This window comes from Amycolatopsis sp. QT-25 (assembly GCF_029369745.1).
Taxonomy (GTDB): domain Bacteria; phylum Actinomycetota; class Actinomycetes; order Mycobacteriales; family Pseudonocardiaceae; genus Amycolatopsis.
Genome location: NZ_CP120210.1, coordinates 1,880,544 through 1,898,444 on the forward strand (window position 1 = coordinate 1,880,544; position 17,901 = coordinate 1,898,444).

Annotated in this window: 19 protein-coding genes; 6 read left to right on the forward strand and 13 right to left on the reverse strand. The window is 66.6% G+C overall.

Annotated elements, in window-relative coordinates:
- The 7 genes from P3102_RS08695 to P3102_RS08725 form a co-directional block, all read right to left on the reverse strand.
- Positions 1–1,620 carry a replication initiator gene (locus P3102_RS08695; RefSeq protein ID WP_276368005.1) on the reverse strand — a complete coding sequence of 540 codons (1,620 nt, stop codon included), beginning with the start codon at positions 1,618–1,620 and terminating at the stop codon, positions 1–3.
- Positions 1,620–2,006: a hypothetical protein gene (locus P3102_RS08700; RefSeq protein ID WP_276368006.1), complete on the reverse strand. Its 387-nt coding sequence runs from the start codon at positions 2,004–2,006 to the stop codon at positions 1,620–1,622. Before P3102_RS08700 ends, P3102_RS08695 begins: the two co-directional genes overlap by 1 nt.
- A complete protein-coding gene (locus P3102_RS08705) occupies positions 2,003–3,568 on the reverse strand; it encodes an FtsK/SpoIIIE domain-containing protein (RefSeq protein WP_276368008.1) in 1,566 nt (521 codons plus the stop codon). Before P3102_RS08705 ends, P3102_RS08700 begins: the two co-directional genes overlap by 4 nt.
- A gap of 310 nt (positions 3,569–3,878) precedes the next feature.
- Complete coding sequence (locus P3102_RS08710; protein WP_276368009.1) at positions 3,879–4,133, reverse strand: AMED_5909 family protein; 255 nt, start codon at positions 4,131–4,133, stop codon at positions 3,879–3,881.
- Positions 4,111–4,359 carry a hypothetical protein gene (locus tag P3102_RS08715; RefSeq protein ID WP_276368011.1) on the reverse strand — a complete coding sequence of 83 codons (249 nt, stop codon included), beginning with the start codon at positions 4,357–4,359 and terminating at the stop codon, positions 4,111–4,113. Before P3102_RS08715 ends, P3102_RS08710 begins: the two co-directional genes overlap by 23 nt.
- 288 nt (positions 4,360–4,647) lie before the next feature.
- The gene (locus P3102_RS08720) at positions 4,648–5,109 is read right to left on the reverse strand and encodes a hypothetical protein (RefSeq protein WP_219145312.1); all 462 of its coding nucleotides are present in this window, start codon (positions 5,107–5,109) and stop codon (positions 4,648–4,650) included.
- A gap of 4 nt (positions 5,110–5,113) precedes the next feature.
- Positions 5,114–5,359 carry a hypothetical protein gene (locus P3102_RS08725; protein ID WP_276368013.1) on the reverse strand — a complete coding sequence of 82 codons (246 nt, stop codon included), beginning with the start codon at positions 5,357–5,359 and terminating at the stop codon, positions 5,114–5,116.
- A 242-nt stretch (positions 5,360–5,601) separates the two neighbouring features.
- Between P3102_RS08725 and P3102_RS08730 the strand changes: the two genes are divergently transcribed.
- Together P3102_RS08730 and P3102_RS08735 are read left to right on the forward strand one after the other, a co-directional pair.
- A complete protein-coding gene (locus P3102_RS08730; protein ID WP_276368015.1) occupies positions 5,602–6,345 on the forward strand; it encodes a DUF5919 domain-containing protein in 744 nt (247 codons plus the stop codon).
- A 10-nt stretch (positions 6,346–6,355) separates the two neighbouring features.
- Complete coding sequence (locus P3102_RS08735; protein ID WP_276368016.1) at positions 6,356–6,826, forward strand: NUDIX domain-containing protein; 471 nt, start codon at positions 6,356–6,358, stop codon at positions 6,824–6,826.
- 54 nt (positions 6,827–6,880) lie between these two features.
- Here P3102_RS08735 and P3102_RS08740 read toward each other — a convergent pair whose 3' ends face one another.
- Together P3102_RS08740 and P3102_RS08745 are read right to left on the reverse strand one after the other, a co-directional pair.
- Positions 6,881–8,248 carry a hypothetical protein gene (locus P3102_RS08740; RefSeq protein WP_276368018.1) on the reverse strand — a complete coding sequence of 456 codons (1,368 nt, stop codon included), beginning with the start codon at positions 8,246–8,248 and terminating at the stop codon, positions 6,881–6,883.
- A gap of 971 nt (positions 8,249–9,219) precedes the next feature.
- Positions 9,220–9,591 (reverse strand): PH domain-containing protein, encoded by a 372-nt coding sequence (locus tag P3102_RS08745; protein ID WP_076164651.1) that lies wholly within the window; start codon positions 9,589–9,591, stop codon positions 9,220–9,222.
- Between the two features lie 85 nt (positions 9,592–9,676).
- On the opposite strand from P3102_RS08745, the gene P3102_RS08750 reads away from it, so the two are divergent.
- Positions 9,677–10,447 (forward strand): FHA domain-containing protein, encoded by a 771-nt coding sequence (locus tag P3102_RS08750; RefSeq protein ID WP_276368019.1) that lies wholly within the window; start codon positions 9,677–9,679, stop codon positions 10,445–10,447.
- 17 nt (positions 10,448–10,464) lie between these two features.
- Here the strand turns inward: P3102_RS08750 and P3102_RS08755 are convergent, their stop codons facing one another.
- From P3102_RS08755 to P3102_RS08765, 3 genes are all read right to left on the reverse strand, one after another.
- The gene (locus tag P3102_RS08755; protein WP_276368022.1) at positions 10,465–10,761 is read right to left on the reverse strand and encodes a hypothetical protein; all 297 of its coding nucleotides are present in this window, start codon (positions 10,759–10,761) and stop codon (positions 10,465–10,467) included.
- A gap of 73 nt (positions 10,762–10,834) precedes the next feature.
- Positions 10,835–11,914 carry a winged helix DNA-binding domain-containing protein gene (locus P3102_RS08760; protein ID WP_276368023.1) on the reverse strand — a complete coding sequence of 360 codons (1,080 nt, stop codon included), beginning with the start codon at positions 11,912–11,914 and terminating at the stop codon, positions 10,835–10,837.
- Between the two features lie 2 nt (positions 11,915–11,916).
- Positions 11,917–13,050, reverse strand: a complete 1,134-nt coding sequence (locus P3102_RS08765; RefSeq protein WP_276368024.1) for an epoxide hydrolase family protein — start codon at positions 13,048–13,050, stop codon at positions 11,917–11,919.
- A 62-nt stretch (positions 13,051–13,112) separates the two neighbouring features.
- Between P3102_RS08765 and P3102_RS08770 the strand changes: the two genes are divergently transcribed.
- Positions 13,113–14,066 (forward strand): WYL domain-containing protein, encoded by a 954-nt coding sequence (locus P3102_RS08770; RefSeq protein WP_276368025.1) that lies wholly within the window; start codon positions 13,113–13,115, stop codon positions 14,064–14,066.
- On the opposite strand, the gene P3102_RS08775 is transcribed toward P3102_RS08770, so the two are convergent.
- Positions 14,044–14,445: a GNAT family N-acetyltransferase gene (locus tag P3102_RS08775; protein WP_276371054.1), complete on the reverse strand. Its 402-nt coding sequence runs from the start codon at positions 14,443–14,445 to the stop codon at positions 14,044–14,046. The two genes, P3102_RS08770 and P3102_RS08775, sit on opposite strands and share 23 nt — an antisense overlap.
- A gap of 162 nt (positions 14,446–14,607) precedes the next feature.
- Between P3102_RS08775 and P3102_RS08780 the strand changes: the two genes are divergently transcribed.
- On the forward strand, positions 14,608–15,519 hold the full coding sequence (locus P3102_RS08780; RefSeq protein ID WP_276368027.1) for an NADP-dependent oxidoreductase: 912 nt from the start codon (positions 14,608–14,610) through the stop codon (positions 15,517–15,519).
- A 434-nt stretch (positions 15,520–15,953) separates the two neighbouring features.
- Positions 15,954–17,846: a S8 family serine peptidase gene (locus tag P3102_RS08785; protein ID WP_276368028.1), complete on the forward strand. Its 1,893-nt coding sequence runs from the start codon at positions 15,954–15,956 to the stop codon at positions 17,844–17,846.
- Positions 17,847–17,901 lie beyond the last annotated feature (55 nt).

Sequence of the window (17,901 nt, forward strand, 5' to 3'; positions counted from 1 at the left end):
TTAAGCCGCAAGTGGAGTTGCCGAAAGATTCGGAGGACTCTGCGCGGCTAGTAGTGCCTTGTCGTACTCGGCTTTCCAGGTGATGCGTTCGGAGATGGCGTGCATGACCAGGTGGTCGCGAGGTGGCACGGAGGGGTCGCCGGAGTCGACTTTGCGCCAGACCAACCGAGCCGGGTCCGGTACGGCTTTCTCGATCCCGACAGCCGCCAGCGCTTGCAGGACAAACGCCTTCCGGTCCGCTTTGTGGTCGACGAGCGTCTTCCCCGACCACTTCCGCGAGACCAGCACCCGACGCCCCGGCAGGCCGAGAGTGGTCCACCGATGAGCGCGGCCTTTGCAGAGTCCCGGAGTGGTCTTTCCGTTGGCTCCCTTGGGATTGATCCCGTAGAGCAGCCACACCGCGCAGCGAGGTGAGCAGGGTGTCACGGACAGTTCCGCGTGCAACCGGTCGTGGTGATCCTTCTGCCGTGCGGTGTCGGCTTCCACGACCTCACCGGTGGACTTGGTGAGGTACTTGGTCAGATAGCCGATGTGCCGCCCGGCCTCTTCCGTCCCGCCGAGGATGCCCTTCGAGTGCACCTGACGGCCGAACGTGACCACGTGCGCAGGGGCTTCCACGGCCTCTACCGCCTCGTTCCACTCGGTCAGCGGTTCGCGGGTGTCCGGGTCGACGAACACCCTGCGGTCGCCGTCCCACACCGGCATCCGATCGACGTAGACGACCTGGTCATGCTTAGGCCACCAGACCTGGTGATAGGTCGCTTCGGTGACCTGCCGGATGACGTCGTGCGGCACCGATCCCCGAATCGCCGCGTGCAAGTGCGGAGCAGCCCGCCGTTGCGGTTCCACGGTGGCGAAGTACTGCGCGTCCCAGCCCACAACGCGCCGGAGGTTCTGCCACCACCTGTCCACCAGGGCCGAGAAGTGCACCGCGTCCCGAGCCGCCCGCCGGTAGTCATAAGTCGACGGATCGACCGGGGCGCCGTTCGACCGGACCGGGCCGTAGGTGTCGCAGGTGAGCGTGACGAACATCGACGGCCGAAAGCGCCCCGCGTACTCACGGCCGACCGTGGTCTTGGCGACCTTCCGGCGAGGGAGGTTCGGCGCGTCCTGCCGCCGCTTCGTCGACCGCTTCACCGCGCTCTTCGTGGGCAGGTCGACCGAGGGGAGACGGCCCCGCATCCCGAGTTGCCGAAGTTCCTCGTCGACTCCCTGGATCTCCTCCCGCAGCTCGTCAGCCTCCGCCTGGTCCGTCTCTTGCCGGTAAGCGGCGACGAGGTCAGCGCGGAATGCCAACAGCTCCGTCTGTGTCTCGGTTGGTTGCTCTGCGGTGAAGTCGGGTTCTTCGGTCATGTGCCAGCCCTCGCGGCACTGAACCTGTCGAAGTGCCTTTGCTTTCCGGGCACACGGCAGGCAGACCGATTCCACGGTCGAGCCACACGGGACGGGGACGTATCGGAGTTCTCCGGTGTCGGTGTCGCCGACCTCCATCGTGAACGGCCGGACACACACGCCGTGCTTCTCCGCCGTCGCCTTCATCACGTCCGACGCCAGGGGCTCACGCATCCGGGCGGCGCGGGTTTTGGCCGGCGGGGTCACCGCGGCTTCCTTCGTGCTCATCAGGCAGCCACCTCCCCAGGGGCGTTCCACTGCCGCAGCACGAACACCGGCATCTCCTGCCGCATCCCCGCAGGCAAGTCCGGGAACGTGGCTTCGTCGAACCAGACACCGCCGTAGACCACAACCGGGATGCCGCAGGGAGTGCGGCCAGTGAGTTCGAGGTGAACCGAGGCGCCGCCCGCAGGCCGCCACAGTGACGCCTTCACGTCCTCCAGGGAGTTGGCCCAGGTGAGCAAGCCGCGCGCGACGTTCTCAAGCCGACGAGAGTCGAGCTGCACCGTGATCGGATCAGGACCCACCCCAACCCGGACCGAAGCGGCCGGAGGCAGCGCGAACGAGTCGAGGTGATCGCGGATCGCGTCGAGGAAGACCATCAACCGGTTCACGCCGCCACCCCCTCAGGACCGCGACGGGTGGCCAGGTCGACGACATGCGCGCCGCCGTTGGTCACGTAGGTCTCCAGCGCCTTGACCGTCTCGTCCGGCACCCAGCCCGCGCGGACCCGTAGCGGTTCGCGGATGCCCTCACCCCAGATGTAGCCGACACCAGCAGCCGACTCCTCGATGCGATTCGCCCACGCACCCCGCTCGTACGCGCCGTCGCCGAGGACCATCCCCACGTGCGTCTTCGACGTGACGCGCAGGCACACCCGCCGGGGGAACAGCTCACGCACCGGAACCGTGTCCTTCGTCGGCTCCTGCACGTACCCGCGCACCGTGTAGCCGAGTGCCCGACCTTGAGTGGTCAGGATGGCGACTCGTTCGACGATGGCTTCGCGGGTCTTGCGGTCGGTGTACTTGGTGAGTGCGCCGATCTCGTCGAACTCCAGAACCTCCAACGGGTAGTCGGTGGAGATCGGCACCTCACGGGTGCGCCCAGCGAACTCGCGCTTACGGGACTCAAGACCGCCGAGCAGGTCGTCCAGGACCTCGATGGCTTCCTTACCCGTGACGCCGTAGCGGGCGAAGATCCCGCGCCCGTAGGCGAGTTCCATCCCCTTCGGGTCGATCCCCGAGATACGCACCGTCCCGGCCCTAATCGCAGAGGCCGCCGACACCAGCGGAGACCACATCACGGAGTTCTTTCCTGCGCCTGTCGCCCCGGCGACGAGCATGTGCGCGCCCGGACCGGTCAGCGGCAGCCGCCAGTCCTTCCCGTACTCGGTGCGTCCGGCGAAGACCCTCCGTAGATCCACCGCGTCGACGGCCGTCAGCTCCGCACAATCCACCGGGGCTTTGAGCAGGTCGCGGCGTTGGAAGTCGAGCGAGACGACGTTGGGTTCCAGCTCCCGCACCTGGCATCGTGTGACCTTGCGAGCCACAGCCAGAGCACGGGCGGCGTCGTCGAAGTCCTCCGGCTTCTGACCAGGCACGAGCCGGACACGAACCTCATCCCACGACGGCCCCGACTTCACCCCCAGCACCTTCGGCACCTGCACCGCCGTGCCACCCGCAGTACGAGAGACCGCCTTCCGGCGACGGCCGACCAGATTCACCGTCACTTCCACCGGCACGGTGCCGTCAGAGATCGACAGGCCGCAGGCGCGGAGCCAGCCCGGCAGTTTCCGGGCGTAGGTGAACCAGCGCAGCCACCACGCCCGCAGGAACCGGCCACAGCACCGGTCGAACGACACCACGTCGAGCAGCCGCCACACCACCAGCACCACCGCGACCGACCCCGCCGTGATCGCGAGTGACGGCCAGCCGAGCCACTGCCACCAAGCCACCACTGCGACCACACCGAGGCTGGTTCGCCAGTGCGTGAAGACCTGCTTTCCCAGCCACGTCAACAACTTCACCGCCGACCACAGGGCGATGAAGACGACCATAGCGGCGGCGAGGACTTCCGCGATCGTGGCCAAGGCGCGGCCGAGCTTGTGCAGCAGCCACACCACCACACCCAGCACCCCGCCGCCGACGAGGAGAAGACCGATCCCGTTCGCGTTCATCGACGACCACCGCCGGTCAGATCCAGCGGAAGCATCCCCCGGCAGGGAGTGCATTCCGTCTCGCCGGGCAGGAGCTTCGCGAACCGCTTACAGACCGTGCAGCGCGTTCGGGTGACCCCGTCTAGCGGACGCTTGTTGCCATCGTTTAGCGTTGTCATTGTTCACTTCCAGTGGTTGTGGACAGCGCAGGACCGGCGAGGTTTCCTAGGCCAGGTACCGGTTCTGCGCCTCACGAGCCGAGGGAAGCGCGTGAGGACGTGTTTGTACGCCGCACGTCCCCACGCACGTTTTCCCTACGACTGTTCAGTTCTCAGCTAGCTTCCGTCTTGTTCTTCTGGATCTGTGCGGCCACCTCCTCCGCCTTGCGCTCCTCGTAGCCCACCCAGTAACGGAGTTCGTGGTGGTGTGCGCGGTCCACATCGGACACCGCGCGATACATGCGCGCGTTGGCCTGGTGGAACTTCAGCCACGTCTCCAGGTTCGACCCCGGCTTCGGGCGACGAGCGGCAGCGACCGCGTGCGCGTCCTGGAGGGTTTGGGGCTCATTCCGGCCGGGTGTCGTCATCGCGCACCGCCTGGTGCTTGGTGAGGAAGACGGCCAGTTCGTCCGCGCTGTCGCGGATTTGGCGAAGGAGCCGGATGAACTCCGGCCACTCGGCCGGGTCGGACGGCGGCAGGATCGCCAGGCTGTCCGGGTCCAGGTAGATCACCAGAGCGGGGTTCGCCGAACCATTGCCCTGCATCCCCGCAACCGCCTGCCGTCCCGGCTTCCACATCGCGTTGAACGCCACGGCTCTGACTCTCCTCGCTGTAGGCGCGCATCTCCCACGACCGCGCGTTCTCCTCGAACCCCTCAGCAGCCGCCGACACCGCAGCCAGCACCCACCACGGCAACTGGCCTTGAGCCGCTAGGCCTCGCCAAGCCGACGCCACCGCCAAGGAAGCGACGGCCATGTCATGCGCCGCCAGGGCATCCCCGCCCTGCGCAGTCCGCTGCGTCATTGCGCCGTAGTGGCGGTAGGCGGCTTCCCAGGTTTGGACCAGGTGCGGGGATGCCACCCCCAGCGCCCCGCCCGCCATCACGCCGCCTTGGGCGTTGACTCGGCAGCGGCGGAAGCCCGGCCCGACTTCGCTCCGCCGCCGGACGCCGCAGCCTTGAAGCCAGTCGCGCGGAACAAGTAGGACTGGTACTTGAACTCGCCCTGACCAGCCACCTTCGGCTCAGCCGTGAGGCCCTCCAGTTCGATCGGCCGCATACCCGGCAGCACCTCCGAGGTGGTCGGCACCGGCTGCACATCGGCCAGCAGCGTGATCTCGAACGATGCGCGCTTGGCCTTGGTCTCGTCCGGGTCGGTCACGGTGACCTTCCACTGACGCTTGCCCGTCACTTCATCGACCCGCTGCCGCGCCGGGCGACCCGCAGCACGGTCTTCTCGCGACTGGTACTCGTTGTCCGGCGAGACTTCGCCGACCATCACGAGGCCCTGCCCAAATGCTTCGTCGAAGTCGATGGCGAAGCGGTGTCCTTTGTAGATAGCCATGTCGTTAGTTCCCTTGCTTGTCTGTGTCTGTCGGCATTTCGTCGCCGTCTTTGCCCCTTGCGGCAGCCGCGCTCAGTGCGGCCTGTACCTCTGCGAGTTCTCTCCCCAGCACCGCTATCGCGTCGGAATCGACGAGCAGGACCACGGGGAACGCCTTGCCGAAACGGATCTCCGCCCGGTTGGCGTAGGTGAGCGCACGGACGCGGATCGGCAGGTCTGCCGTGACGTGGATCTGGACCGTGTCACGCATCGGGCGCTCAGATCGCGAACCGGCGAGCTGTCCGTGATCCCGAGCCGCGCGCGGACGCTGCCCGACCGGCGGTTGGAGTCGTCATGCCTGCCTCCCTCTTGGTGTCGAGGTGCCGGGGCGAGTCCCCGGCAACCTGGCACCTAATCTCCGCCAAAACGCGGGACGTGATCACCACGTGGCGGGACATCTAGGGACGTCCCTGGTACGGTCGAAGACGTCCCTACAAGTCCCTAGGAGGGCGGATGCCGAACGAACGCCTGCGGGACGCCCTGCTTCGCAACGGCCTCACGCCGAAGCAGGTCGCCGACGCCACCGGGGTCGATCAGAAGACCGTGGAACGGTGGATCACCAAGGGGCGGACGCCGTACCCGAAGCACCGGCACAAGATCGCTGCGATGGCGCGCGAGTCCGAGACCTACCTGTGGCCGGACTCAGTGGCCCCGGAGCGCAAGGCCGAGACTGCCGCCGCCGAGGTCGTGCGCGTGTTCCCGCACCGCAACGCCATCCCCGTCGAACTGTGGGACCGGCTGGTCAAGGAGGCGTCGGACACCGTCGAGGTGCTGGTCCACGCCGCGCTGTTCCTGGTGGAGCGCCCGCGGTTCATCAAGGACCTGACGGCAAAAGCCCAGGCCGGGGCCAAGATTCGGCTGATTTTCGGAGATCCCGAAGGGGAGAGCGTCGCTCTGCGCGGGGACGAGGAGCAGCTAGGCGACGGGACGCTTGCGGCGCGTATCCGCAACGCGCTGGCGTTCTACCGGCCGCTGATCGGGGTAGACGGGGTGGAGATGCGCTTCCACAACACTACGCTCTACAACTCGATCTTCCGCTTCGACGACGAAATGATCATCAACACGCACGTCTACGGCTTCCAGGGAGCCCACGCCCCATCCCTGCACCTCCGCCGGCTATCCGCCGGGGACCTCTTCGAGACCTACTCGGAGAGCTTCGAAGCCGTCTGGAACCTCGCCAAGCCCGCCACCTTCTAGGAGGCCACCCATGGCACGCGTCGACTACTACAACGACCCGAACGCCCCGAAGGCGAACAGCATCGCGGTCGCGGTGTCCGCGTTCATCCAGGACGACGAAGGCCGCATCCTCATGATCCGGCGCACCGACAACGACCTGTACTCGATCCCCGGCGGACAGCTCGAACTCGGCGAGACCTTGGCTCAGGCCGCCGTGCGGGAGGTCCGCGAAGAGACCGGCATTGAGTGCGAGGTGACGGGGGTTGTCGGATTGTACTCGAACCCCAATCACGTCATCGCGTATGACGATGGTGAGGTGCGCCAGGAGTTCTCTATCTGCTTCCGCGCTAATGCTATTTCCGGCAGTCTCCAAACTAGCAAGGAAAGTAGGGAGGTTATCTGGGTGGAATCGGGGAGTGTTGGCAAGCTGAACATACACGATTCAATCAGGTTGCGCATCAGGCATGCGCTGGAAGCAGCGGAGACTCCTTTCTATAGTTGAAGTGTAGATTCCTCGGAGCCTGGCCGGTACAACTTTGAGGGACGAGTCGTTCCTTTACAAGGTTCCTCGACTGCCAGCGATGATTACTTTTTGTGCAATGAACTGCAAGAGCATGATGTCATGTCTCAATGAATCAGCTTCGGAGCCGAACGGTAGCAAGAGTTTTTGTTCCTTGGGCCCGCCATTTTCCTTGGCGTGCACAATTCTGCAGCGCAAGGTGTATATTCTGTCGGCAACTTGGTCTACAAGCCGCACCTTATTATGAGGGTTGAAGTCAATCCGGCTGACATCTCTCAATGCTGAAGACTTGGCGAAAAATTCCATGCGCAGTGGGGCCGCGTTCATGTAGTCATGAAGTTCAAAATCCTGTAGGCATGACGATATGGTTATGCGGAGTTGCTCGCGTTCTGAGGAGGTTCCACGTTGGCTTCCGATTGCGATGGATGCGACTTTCTGTATGTCAGATTGATCCTCCTTGTTAAATAGCGGATCCCTTAGCAGATTTCTTATCCTTGTAAGGGCGTCAGCGTTTGCAAAGGATGGAAAGAAGAACTCAATTGCCTGGTAGTATGCAAGGTATTGTAGTAGTGGCATGCCATTGGCTGACCTGCCGTAGAAGTACATCGAAACTGCCTGCTCTGAGTACGAGTTCTCAAGAATCTCGATAGTCTCATTGCTTCGCTGTCTGCGTAATGCGCCACGTGTTTCATTCAGTGAGGGGCGCATGCGTGCTAAGGTAAGGGGAATGCTATAGCGAAGATCTAGTTCAAACAAGAGCGCCGAAGAGTATCTCTCCAGTATGCGAAGAGCGTCCTCGTAGCGATTTGTTGTTATGCCTTCAATTGTCAACTTGGGAGCTGTAATTCGGCGTACGTCGTTGCCGTCGCTGGCCAGTGCGGACAATACTGGCCCGGCCGGGCTGAGTGTTAGTCGGACGGAAGACTTTCCCGCCACGGTGCTCCAGGTCCAGTCGAGCTCCTTTCTGGGGGGTTCAATGAAGTCGTCATATCCATCGCTGTCAACGACATCGTCTGAATTCTGTGCTACTTCGACTACGTTGACTCCCGGGAGGGACATGTAGAGCTTGGAAGAGGCAAATAAACGACCAGGTGGCCGTAGTAGCGCCTCGATTTTATCGTTTGCCTTATCGAGGTACGCAACGTAATCGCCTAGAATTGTCCACTCTTCGAAGGTTGATGATAGCAATAAGTTCGCGAAGGGTGGAGATATATTAAATTCTCGCTGCTGGCGACCATTCGCTAGCTTGATAACAAGCCTGCGTCGCACCTCTTCTCGATCGCTAAATATTGCAAAATTAGATATTTCAAATTGGATTTTTGATTTTTTGCAGCGGTCGACTATCTCGTCTCGTTCATCTCCGAAAGTTTCAGGTGTGGCTGCTTCAGAGTTTTCGTTAGACATTAAGCCTCGCATTATATTGCCGAATTTGGCTCTATGGGATCAAGGCGCGCCGCCGTCGGCGGCGCGCTGGTCACCTTGCGTCCGCGTCTCGCCTGCGGGCGCACCTTGCCCGACACGGCGGGCTGCCGCTCCGCTCCGCCCACCGGCCGGGCGGTGCGCCCGCTGAAGCCGTGGACAGGTGTAGCCGCAGCCAGCGGCGCGCAGGTACGCCAATGAGCACGTCGGCCCTCCTCACGCAGACGATCGTGATCAGAGGTCGCAGATGGACCAACGGCTGTTACGCGGAGCCATCGCCCCGATGCCAGATCGTCACAACGGCCGTCACGACGCGTCAAGGCGGGAAAGCGTGCCTTGACCCGACGAGACGGCCGCGTGGATGGCTTCGTATCGGGAAGATGGGGGAGGAGTGGTCAGGCCGTCTCCAGGCCGTCAGACGTCGGGTAGGGGCGAGAACACGCGAGAAGTGTCCAGCCCTGTCCGCGCAGGTCAACGGCCAGAAGCGGTGATCATGCCGAGGTCAGCGAAACCCCGGCACCAAAAGATCAACATGTAGTGAGCCGGCGTTTTCGCGCGACTGGATGGACGACGCGCGTGACTGGATGGACGACGCGCGTGCGGCCGGGTTTCGTCGCGAGTCGTCCACCGGTCACGTGTGTCGTCTCTCCGATCACGCGAGGCCGCCACCGCCCCACCGGCAGCGGGTACCGAAGACACGGTTCGCCTCAACGACACAAGACACTCGAGACCCGGTTCTGGCGCACCGATTCGTGCGACCAACTCTCCGGCCTTCGAACTCCGGCGGCTCCAGGCTCGACGGCCCGAGTCTTCCCCGCTCAACGCCAAACCGGGCGGCACGGCGTTGATCAACGGAGGATCGGGGACACTCAACGTCCCCGATCCTCCGTTGATCAAGCACCGAAGCGACGATGCGGGGAGTCGCGAAGGTCCCTTCCGCGAGGAAACCCCAGCCGCTAAAGCGTGTGCGTGGCGATCAGCTGGCCGATGGCGCGGATGTCGGACCCCCGGAACTCCAGCCGCACGTTCCCCAGCCCGCTGAACCAGAGGTCCAGCTCGGCATCGAGGTCGAAAGTGCCCGCGGTTTCGATCGAGAACGCCTGGATCCTGTTGTACGGCAGCGAAGTGAAGTCCTTCTTCTTGCCCGTCATGCCCTGGACGTTCACCGCGATCAGCCGCTTGTTCGTGAACACCACGAAGTCGCGCACCGCCTTGAACGAGGAGACGATCTCCTCACCGGGGATGATGATCGGCTGCACCGTCGGCGCGATGTCCTTCGGCTTGCACGGCGTGAGTTTGAAGACGGTGTCCTTGGAGAAGTCAATCATGTCTTCCAACATACGGATGAACGCGACAGCGGGGACCCGTCCCCGCCCGGATCCCGCATACTGCCGGGGTACTGGAGGAGGCATGATGAAGCGGCTCACGACGACGCACGAGAGTTTGGCGCTCGGCGTGCCTGCATCGGCTCCCGGCGCGATGTTCGCGCTCACGCTCGCGGGTGGGGTTTCCGTCGACCCTGGTGAGGGTGGCGAGGTCTCCTTCGGGCGGAATCGGCCGCAGGTCGACGTCTGCGTGGGCGAGAACGACGTGCAGGTCAGCCGCAGGCATGGATTGCTGAACTTCACCGGCGGGCGCTGGTGGGTCAGCAACACCGGCCAGTTGCCCATCCGGATGCCGAACTCCCGCTGGCTTTCCCGCGGCGAGGAGCCGATTCCCCTGTCGGACGGGTACACGCCGCTGTTCGTCCGCGGCTCGGGCAGGCGGGAGCATCTGCTCGAGTTGTACGTCGCCGGTCCCGACGGCGGGCAGCCGGCCTCCCGGCACGACGACGTCACCGTGCCGCCCCGTCGCTGGCGCCTCAGCGCGGAGGAACGCCTGGTCCTGGTCGTCTTCGGGCAGCGTTATCTCTTGCACGACCTCAATCCGCAGCCGCTGTCACGTCAGCAGACGGCCGAGATCCTCGCGGAACTCCGTCCCGGTGAGACGTGGACCAGCCGCCGGGTCGAGCACCTCGTGATCGACGTCCGGGCGCGGTTGTCCGCCGGCGGTGTTTACGGTCTGCGGCGGGAAGAGGTCGGCGAGCCGGTCGGCAACGCGTTGAACGACAACCTGTTGCGCGAGCTCGTGTTGTCCACGACGCTCGTTCCGCCGGACCTCGCCCTGCTCGACGCGCTCGACTGAGTGTCCACAAAGGACTGTCAGCTCACGCCTTCCATCGCCGTCTTCGCGACGTCGCTGCCCTTGTCCGCCTCGCCCGCGACCTTCACCAGCGCCGCGGTCGCTTGATCGCGGCTTTCCTCGGCCTTCACGCGTCCCGCCGAGGCCGCGTTCACACCGAAGAAGGCACCCACCACGGTGCCGATCACCGTTCCCGCCGCGGTGATCACCGCCGTGACGTCCGACGTGTTCGGGTACCGCATGACCGCCGCCACCGCGATGACCGCGAGCGCGCTCAGCCCCGCAAGCACCGTCATGAAGCCGTAGTTCTTGCCCATGGCCCGCTCCCTTCAGGCTACGCGGCATGCTTCGCCTGAACGCCGCCCTTCGTTACGGCAAACGGCCGGACCGTTATCCGCCGAGGTCGAACCGTACGTCGTGGTTCTGATCCGGCACTACGAATTCCAGCAGCCGTACGCCCTCTTCGGCGATCGAATCCTGATCCCGTAAGGGCGTCCGCGATTCGATCGTCAGTGTCGCCCCCTTGATCGCCCAAATGGCCAGGAATTCACCGTCGACGAGCAGGGTGCCCCGGCGGCCGCCGTTGCCAGGGGGCAGCGGAACGCGGCGGCCGTCCGGGATCACCCGCACGCGGTCGGCGTGGGAGAGCAGGACGTTGTCGTATTCGGGGAGGAACCGGGGCGGCGCCGGGGTTTCCGGGTCGGGGCGCGGCGAGTCGGGGAGGTCGAACAATTCCTTTCCGTCGGCGCCGGCGAAGGTGCGCAGTCGTGGCCGGAGCCGCTCGAAGACCTCCTTGAGCTTGGTGAGCCCCGACCAGACCTGCGCGTCGCGGACGGTCGCCGGGCCGAACGCCTCGAGGTAGCGCAGCACCAGGTCGTCGAGCGTGATCCCGTCCGTGATCGGTGCGCCGACCCACTCTTCGAGCAGGGCGAACGCGGCCGGGCCGGTCTGGCCCCACAGGCCACGCGGGGTCACGTGCGCGAGGGGGAGAAGGCTCTGGATCGCGTAGGCGAGGGCGGTCGGGTCGGCGTCCGGCCACCGGTCCGCCAGCGCGACCCGGATCTCGGCGCGGGTGCGCGGGCGCTCGGCCAGCAGGGCCCGCCCCGCTTCGGCGATCGCGGCGAGATCGAGGCCGGCGACCTCCCGCGAATAGTGGCCGAGGAAACCCCGCTCCACCACCGGTTCGATGGTGGGCCACAGGGCGAGGCCGTCCGCGGCCGTCACCAGGTGCACCGTGCCGCGCATCAACGTCGACCGGACGACCTCGCGGGCGGCCAGCGGTTTCGCCAGCTCGTCCACCGTGAAATCCCGAAGCCGCGACCAGAGTCCGACGTAGGACGAGTCGGGTGCCTGCGCCTGGAGGCCGGCCAGCCGCTCGATCGCGGTGAGAGCGGGCAGCTCGGCGCGGTCGAGCAGGAGCTGCCTGGACAGGGTCGCGCGGTTGAGGGCACGGGGGCTCAGAAATTCCATCGTCAGACGTACTTTCGCAGGAAGGAACGGAGATCTTCGGCGAACAGGCCGGGGACCTCCATCGCGGGGAAGTGGCCGCCGGTTTCGTACTCGCACCAGTGTGCCACCGGACCGTCCTGGAGACTCCGGATCGTGGTGTCCCCGGCGAAGACGGCGATCCCGCGCGGCGGACCGGCGGGTGCCTCGCCGTGGTCCCCACCGCCTTGGGCCATTTGCCGGTAGACCTCCATGCCTTCGTACACCGCGTGCGCGGAGGAGGCTCCCGCGCCGGTGAACCAGTACAGGCTGACCGCGGTCAGCAGGTGATCGCGGTTGACGGCGTCGTCCGGCAGTCCCTTGGCCGGGTCGGTCCACTCGGCGAACTTCTCCACGATCCACGCGAGCTGGCCGGTGGGGGAGTCGTTCAGTGAGTAGGCCAGCGTCTGCGGCCGGGTCGCCTGGAGGTGCAGGTATCCGAGGCCGTCGGACTGGAACCGGTTGAAGCGCTCGCCGCGTTCGCGGTCCTTCTCGTCGAGGCCGTCCAGCTCGACGGCGGGCCCGAACGGCATACCCGCGCTGGTCCCGGTGAGGTGTACGCCGACGACCCGGTGCGGGGCGATCATCGACAGGATGCCCGCGACTCCGGCGCCGGCGTCGGTGCCGTGGACGCCGAAGCGTTCGTAGCCGAGGCGGTCCATGAGCGTGGTCCACGCCTGCGCGACGCGGAAGAGGTTGCCCCAGCCGGGACCGCTCACCGGGTTCGAGAAGCCGTAACCGGGGAGCGACGGGATGACGAGGTGGAACTCTTCGCCGAGCTCGCCGATGACCTGCCGGAATTCGAACGGCGAGCTCGGCCAGCCATGCGTCAGGAGCACCGGCAGGGCGTCCGGCGCGGCTGAGCGGATGTGCAGGAAGTGGATGGTCTGGCCGTCGATTTCGGTGGTGAACTGCGGGAACTCGTTCAGTTCCGCCTCCTGGGCGCGCCAGTCGAAGCCGTCGGCCCAGTACTGGGCCAGGTCCTTGAGGTACGCGACCGGGACACCCCTACTCCAGTCGCCGGTGACCTCGCGCGGCCAGCGGGTGCGGTTCAAGCGGTCCTTGAGGTCGTCCAGTTCGGCCTGGTCGACGGCGATGCGGAAGGGCTTGATTTCGGTCATGGGGCTAGGTTAGGAACAATTGCGGAAAGGTTCGTTCCGCGATTGCGGACAAGGTGGAATCCATGGCGGAAACTTCGGCGAGACTGCTGCGGCTGCTGTCGTTGCTGCAGGCCAGACGGCATTGGACGGGTCCGGAACTGGCGGAGCGGCTCGACGTCACGACCAGAACCATCCGGAACGACGTCGAGCGGCTGCGCGGCCTGGGCTACCCGGTCGACGCCACGCCGGGCGTTTCCGGCGGATACCGCCTCGGTGTCGGCGCGGCCATGCCGCCGCTGCTGCTCGATGACGAGGAGGCCGTCGCGGTGGCGATGGGCCTGCGCACGGCCGCGGGCGGCACGATCGCGGGCATCGAGGAGACGTCGGTCCGCGCGCTGGCGAAACTGGAGCAGGTGCTGCCGTCACGGCTGCGGCGCCGTGTCGAGGCGCTGAATTCCGCGACGCTCGCGGTGCAGGGCGGCGGCCCCACGGTCGACGCCGAGGTGCTCTCGGTCATCGCCAACGCCTGCCGTGACCGCGAGACCCTGCGGTTCGATTACGTGGGACACCACGGATCCGAGACGCGGCGGCAGGTCGAGCCGCACCGCCTCGTGCACATGAGCCGTCGGTGGTACCTCGTCGGCTGGGATGCCGACAGGCGGGACTGGCGCACCTTCCGCGCCGATCGAGTGCGGCCGCGTACGCCCAACGGACGACGTTTCGAGGAACGCGAACCACCCGAAGGCGGTGTGGTCGCGTACCTCCAACGTGGCGTGGGCGCCGCGTTGTGGCGGCACCACGCGACGATCCGGCTGCACGCCCCGGCCGCCGAAGCCGCGGCGAAGGTGCCGCCCGCCGTCGTCGTCGAAGCCGTCGACGAGCGGACCTGCGTGCTCAAGGCGGGGGCGGACACGCTGGAGTATCTGGCGCTCTACCTGGGCATGCTCGACACGGACTTCGACGTCGTCGACTCCCCGGACTTCGCCGGGCACCTGCGGAAACTGATCGGCCGGTTCAGCCGCGCGGTGGACTCTTGACGTCGAAGACCAGCTCCGGGCGCTCCCAGGTGATCTTCGGCGGGCTGGGTGGCACGACCCCTACGCGGCGGGCGCCCATCCGCTCGTAGAACCCGGTGGCCGGCGGATGGGAGACGACGCGGATCTCGGTCATGCCGAGGTCCGCGGCCTGCTTGAGCAGGTGCTCGACCAGCCACGCGCCGATACCCGTGCCCTGGGCGGAATCGGCGACGAACAACAGGTCCAGCTCGGCGGGGTATTCGACGAGGCTGTAGAAGCCGACCACCTCGCGCTGTGCGTGGGCGACGAACGCGGGATGGGTGGCGAGGTAGTCCTCGGTGACCCGGTAACCCTCGAGAATCGACGCGTACTCCCCTTGGTAGGCGGCCGATTCGTGCATCAGCGCGGTCACCTTGACGGCGTCGGAAGCGCTTGCCCTGGAGATGCGGTAGCTCGTCACGAGCGCAGCTTAGAACGTCACACCGACAGTTCTTGACCTCCAGCAATGTGGAGGTATGAGGCTGGGCTCCGACAGCTGGGGAAACGAACTGGGAGGAACGAGATGAAAGCGGCCGCGTTCACGGAAGCCGGTGGCCCGGAAGTGCTGCGGGTGCTGGAGCTGGAGGAGCCGCACGCCGCGGCGGGGGAGGTCCGGGTGCGGGTGAAGGCGGCGGGGGTGCAGCCGTACGACGCGGCCGTGCGGGCCGGCTGGGAACCCGCGGGACTCGAGCTGAGCTGGCCGCGGGTCCCGGGGAACGAGTTCGCCGGGGTCGTCGACGAGGTCGGTTCGGGGGTGACCGGCCTCGTCGCGGGGGCCGAAGTGCTCGGCTTCACCACCGTGCGGGCGTACGCCGAGTACATCGTGGTGCCCGCGGAGAACGTCACACCGAAACCGGCGGAGATGCCGTGGGAGGTCGCGGGCGGTTTCACCGCGGGGACGCAGACCGCGTCTTTGGCGCTGGACGGGTTACGGGTCGCCCGTGGCGAGACACTGCTGGTCCACGGGGCGGCGGGGGCGGTGGGCACGGCCGCCGTCCAGCTCGCCGTGCTGCGCGGGGCGCGGGTGATCGGGACGGCGAGCGAGGCGAACCAGGACTACGTCCGTTCGCTCGGCGCGCAACCGGTGGTCTACGGCGACGGCCTCGCCGACCGGGTGCGTGCCCTCGCGCCCTCCGGTATCGACGCGGCGCTCGACGGCGCGGGCGGGGTCGCCTTCGACCTGTCGCTGGAACTGGCCGGGAATCCGGACCGCGTGCTCACCCTGGTCGAGCACGCCCGCGCGCCCGAAGCGGGGGCGCGGATGGTCACCGGGACGCGGTCGGCCGAGCGGCTGGGGATGCTGGCGTCGTTGTACGTCAAGGGGGAACTGCGGTTCCCGGTGCGGCGGACGTATCCGTTCGGTGAGGCCGCGGCGGCGCATCGGGAGATCGAGACCGGGCACGGGCGAGGCAAGGTCGTGCTGACCTTCCCGTGACGCGGACGACCGCGGCGCCCCGGCTTTTCACAGCGGTTTTCCCGCTTTGGCGCCCAAGCATCTCTTTTCCGATTTCCTCCGGAAAAGAGATGCTTGCCACTGGCCGATCCTTTCGGGAAATCCGGTTGCCAGGGAACGCGAGCACGGATGTCCGAATGATGCCTTGCTCGGCAGATCGAGCAGTGCTCTCACGATGTGGATCTTCACCCGTTCCCGACTTTGGTCGGTGGACTGATCACCGATAGCTGCTTAGATTCTCCCCATTGCCCCCGGTCAGGGGTAGTTCTTTCGGGTAACCGGGTGGAACTCCCGTGACAGGGTGTGTCACGACATCAGCGCGCTCAGCCGGAGCGCGGCCGTGCCGCTGAAAAAGCCGTGTCGCCGAAAAAGCCGTGTCGCCGAAAAAGCTGGGTCGCAGCAACAGGGAGAGTTCGATGAGCAGATTCGGCCGGGTGGTCACATACTCGGTTCCGGTCGCGGTGGGCGCTTTGCTGCTGTCGACCGCGGTGTCCGGTGCCCAGCCTTCCGAGGAGGCGCGCACGCGAATCGGGATCACCGCACTGCAAAGCATCAAGAAGAGCCTCACCCCGGCTGAGCGCAAGCAGTCGAGCCAGCTCGTCATCGAGAAGCGCCTCCGCGCCGACAAGGGCCTGGCCGGCAAGCTGCCCGAGTATCGGACCGGGCTGGGCGTCAGCGACGCCGGCACGGTCGCGGTGGACATCAAGGGCACCGGACAGGCACTGGCCGACGCCGTGAAAGCGGCGAGCGGCACCGTCCGCCACGCCTCTCCCGCCGGTGCGATCCGCGCCGACCTCCCCCTCGACGCCGTCGACACGATCGCCGGCCGCGGAGACGTCGCCGAGGTCAAGGCCGCTTCGCAGGCCATGACCTGGAACGAGTCCGCCCCGCGGGACCGGCGGCAGGCCGCCGCCGAGCAGGCCGCCGCCGCGCCGCAGGTCGCCGAGGGCGACAAGGCGCACGGCAACGACACCGCCCGCACCAAGTACGGCGTCACCGGCGCGGGCCAGAAGGTCTGCGTGCTTTCGGACGGCATCGAGTCGCTCAAGGCGTCCCAGACCGCCGGCGAACTGCCCGCCGTCGACGTCCTCCCCGGCCAGGAGGGCAGCGGTGACGAGGGCACCGCGATGCTGGAGATCATCCACGACATGGCACCCGGCGCCGCCCTCGGTTTCGCGACCGCCTTCACCAGCGAGCAGAGCTTCGCCGACAACATCCGCGCCCTGCGCACCACCGGCCAGTGCACGATCGTCGTCGACGACGTCTCCTACTTCGACGAGTCGCCGTTCCAGGACGGCCCGGTCGCGCAGGCCGTCAACGACGTGACCGCGGCCGGTGCGCTCTACTTCTCCTCCGCCGGGAACTCGGGCAACCTGACCGACGGCACCAGCGGCTACTACGAGGGCGACTTCCGCGGTTCCGGCAGCAAGATCTCCGGGGTCACCGGGACACCGCACGACTTCGACCCGAGCGGCACGACCCAGCTGTACAACGCGCTTTCGCCGAACTCGGCCGGCCGCCACGTCACCCTGTTCTGGTCGGACCCGTGGGGCAAGGCCACCAGCGACTACGACCTGTTCGTCCTGAACGCGTCCGGTGCGGTCGTCGCCTCCAGCGAAGGCACGCAGAACGGCACCCAGAACCCGTACGAGATCGCCCAGGTCCCCGCCAGTGGCTCGGGCTTCAAGGTCGCCGTGGTCAAGTACAGCGGCTCCGACCGGTTCATCGCGCTCAACGTCATCCGTGGCCGTTTCGTCCCCTCGGGTGCCCTGAAAGCCTTCAGCACCAACGGTGTCACCTCCGGCCACTCCGCCGCCGTCAATGCCTTCAGCGTCGCGGCCGCCCCGGCCGCCGGTGCCTTCGGCCGCGCGCTCGAGACCGGTGACCCGGCGAGCCCGGCCGGCCCGTACCCGGGCCTGTTCACCGCCGCCAGCAAGTGGGAGCGGTTCACTTCGGACGGTCACCGTCACCAGTTCTACCACCCGGACGGTTCGGTGATCACCCCCGGCAACGTGTCCTCGACCGGTGGTGCGACGCGGAACAAGCCGGACATCACCGCGGCCGACGGCGTCGCGACCTCGGTGAGCGGTTTCCAGCCGTTCTTCGGGACCTCGGCCGCCGCGCCGAGTGCCGCCGCCATCGCCGCGCTGCTCAAGCAGGGCAAGCCGGCCGCCACCCCGGCGGAGCTCCGCACGGCACTGACGTCGACCGCGATCGACCTCGGCGCTCCCGGCTTCGACCCGGTGACCGGGGCGGGCGTGATCATGACGGGCCCGGCGCTCGCCGCCCTCGGTGTCGCCCCGAAGTAGCACCCTTTCGCGCGTGAAGGCCTCCTTCCCCTGGCTCGGCTCGGGGAAGGAGGCC

Excerpts from the sequence above, each read along its gene's own strand:
- P3102_RS08695 (WP_276368005.1), bottom strand. The coding sequence starts at position 1,620 with ATGAGCACGAAGGAAGCCGCGGTGACCCCGCCGGCCAAAACCCGCGCC.
- P3102_RS08705 (WP_276368008.1), bottom strand. The coding sequence starts at position 3,568 with ATGAACGCGAACGGGATCGGTCTTCTCCTCGTCGGCGGCGGGGTGCTG.
- P3102_RS08710 (WP_276368009.1), bottom strand. The coding sequence starts at position 4,133 with ATGACGACACCCGGCCGGAATGAGCCCCAAACCCTCCAGGACGCGCAC.
- P3102_RS08720 (WP_219145312.1), bottom strand. The coding sequence starts at position 5,109 with ATGGCTATCTACAAAGGACACCGCTTCGCCATCGACTTCGACGAAGCA.
- P3102_RS08725 (WP_276368013.1), bottom strand. The coding sequence starts at position 5,359 with ATGCGTGACACGGTCCAGATCCACGTCACGGCAGACCTGCCGATCCGC.
- P3102_RS08730 (WP_276368015.1), top strand. The coding sequence starts at position 5,602 with ATGCCGAACGAACGCCTGCGGGACGCCCTGCTTCGCAACGGCCTCACG.
- P3102_RS08735 (WP_276368016.1), top strand. The coding sequence starts at position 6,356 with ATGGCACGCGTCGACTACTACAACGACCCGAACGCCCCGAAGGCGAAC.
- P3102_RS08740 (WP_276368018.1), bottom strand. The coding sequence starts at position 8,248 with ATGTCTAACGAAAACTCTGAAGCAGCCACACCTGAAACTTTCGGAGAT.
- P3102_RS08745 (WP_076164651.1), bottom strand. The coding sequence starts at position 9,591 with ATGATTGACTTCTCCAAGGACACCGTCTTCAAACTCACGCCGTGCAAG.
- P3102_RS08750 (WP_276368019.1), top strand. The coding sequence starts at position 9,677 with ATGAAGCGGCTCACGACGACGCACGAGAGTTTGGCGCTCGGCGTGCCT.
- P3102_RS08755 (WP_276368022.1), bottom strand. The coding sequence starts at position 10,761 with ATGGGCAAGAACTACGGCTTCATGACGGTGCTTGCGGGGCTGAGCGCG.
- P3102_RS08760 (WP_276368023.1), bottom strand. The coding sequence starts at position 11,914 with ATGGAATTTCTGAGCCCCCGTGCCCTCAACCGCGCGACCCTGTCCAGG.
- P3102_RS08765 (WP_276368024.1), bottom strand. The coding sequence starts at position 13,050 with ATGACCGAAATCAAGCCCTTCCGCATCGCCGTCGACCAGGCCGAACTG.
- P3102_RS08770 (WP_276368025.1), top strand. The coding sequence starts at position 13,113 with ATGGCGGAAACTTCGGCGAGACTGCTGCGGCTGCTGTCGTTGCTGCAG.
- P3102_RS08775 (WP_276371054.1), bottom strand. The coding sequence starts at position 14,445 with ATGCACGAATCGGCCGCCTACCAAGGGGAGTACGCGTCGATTCTCGAG.
- P3102_RS08780 (WP_276368027.1), top strand. The coding sequence starts at position 14,608 with ATGAAAGCGGCCGCGTTCACGGAAGCCGGTGGCCCGGAAGTGCTGCGG.
- P3102_RS08785 (WP_276368028.1), top strand. The coding sequence starts at position 15,954 with ATGAGCAGATTCGGCCGGGTGGTCACATACTCGGTTCCGGTCGCGGTG.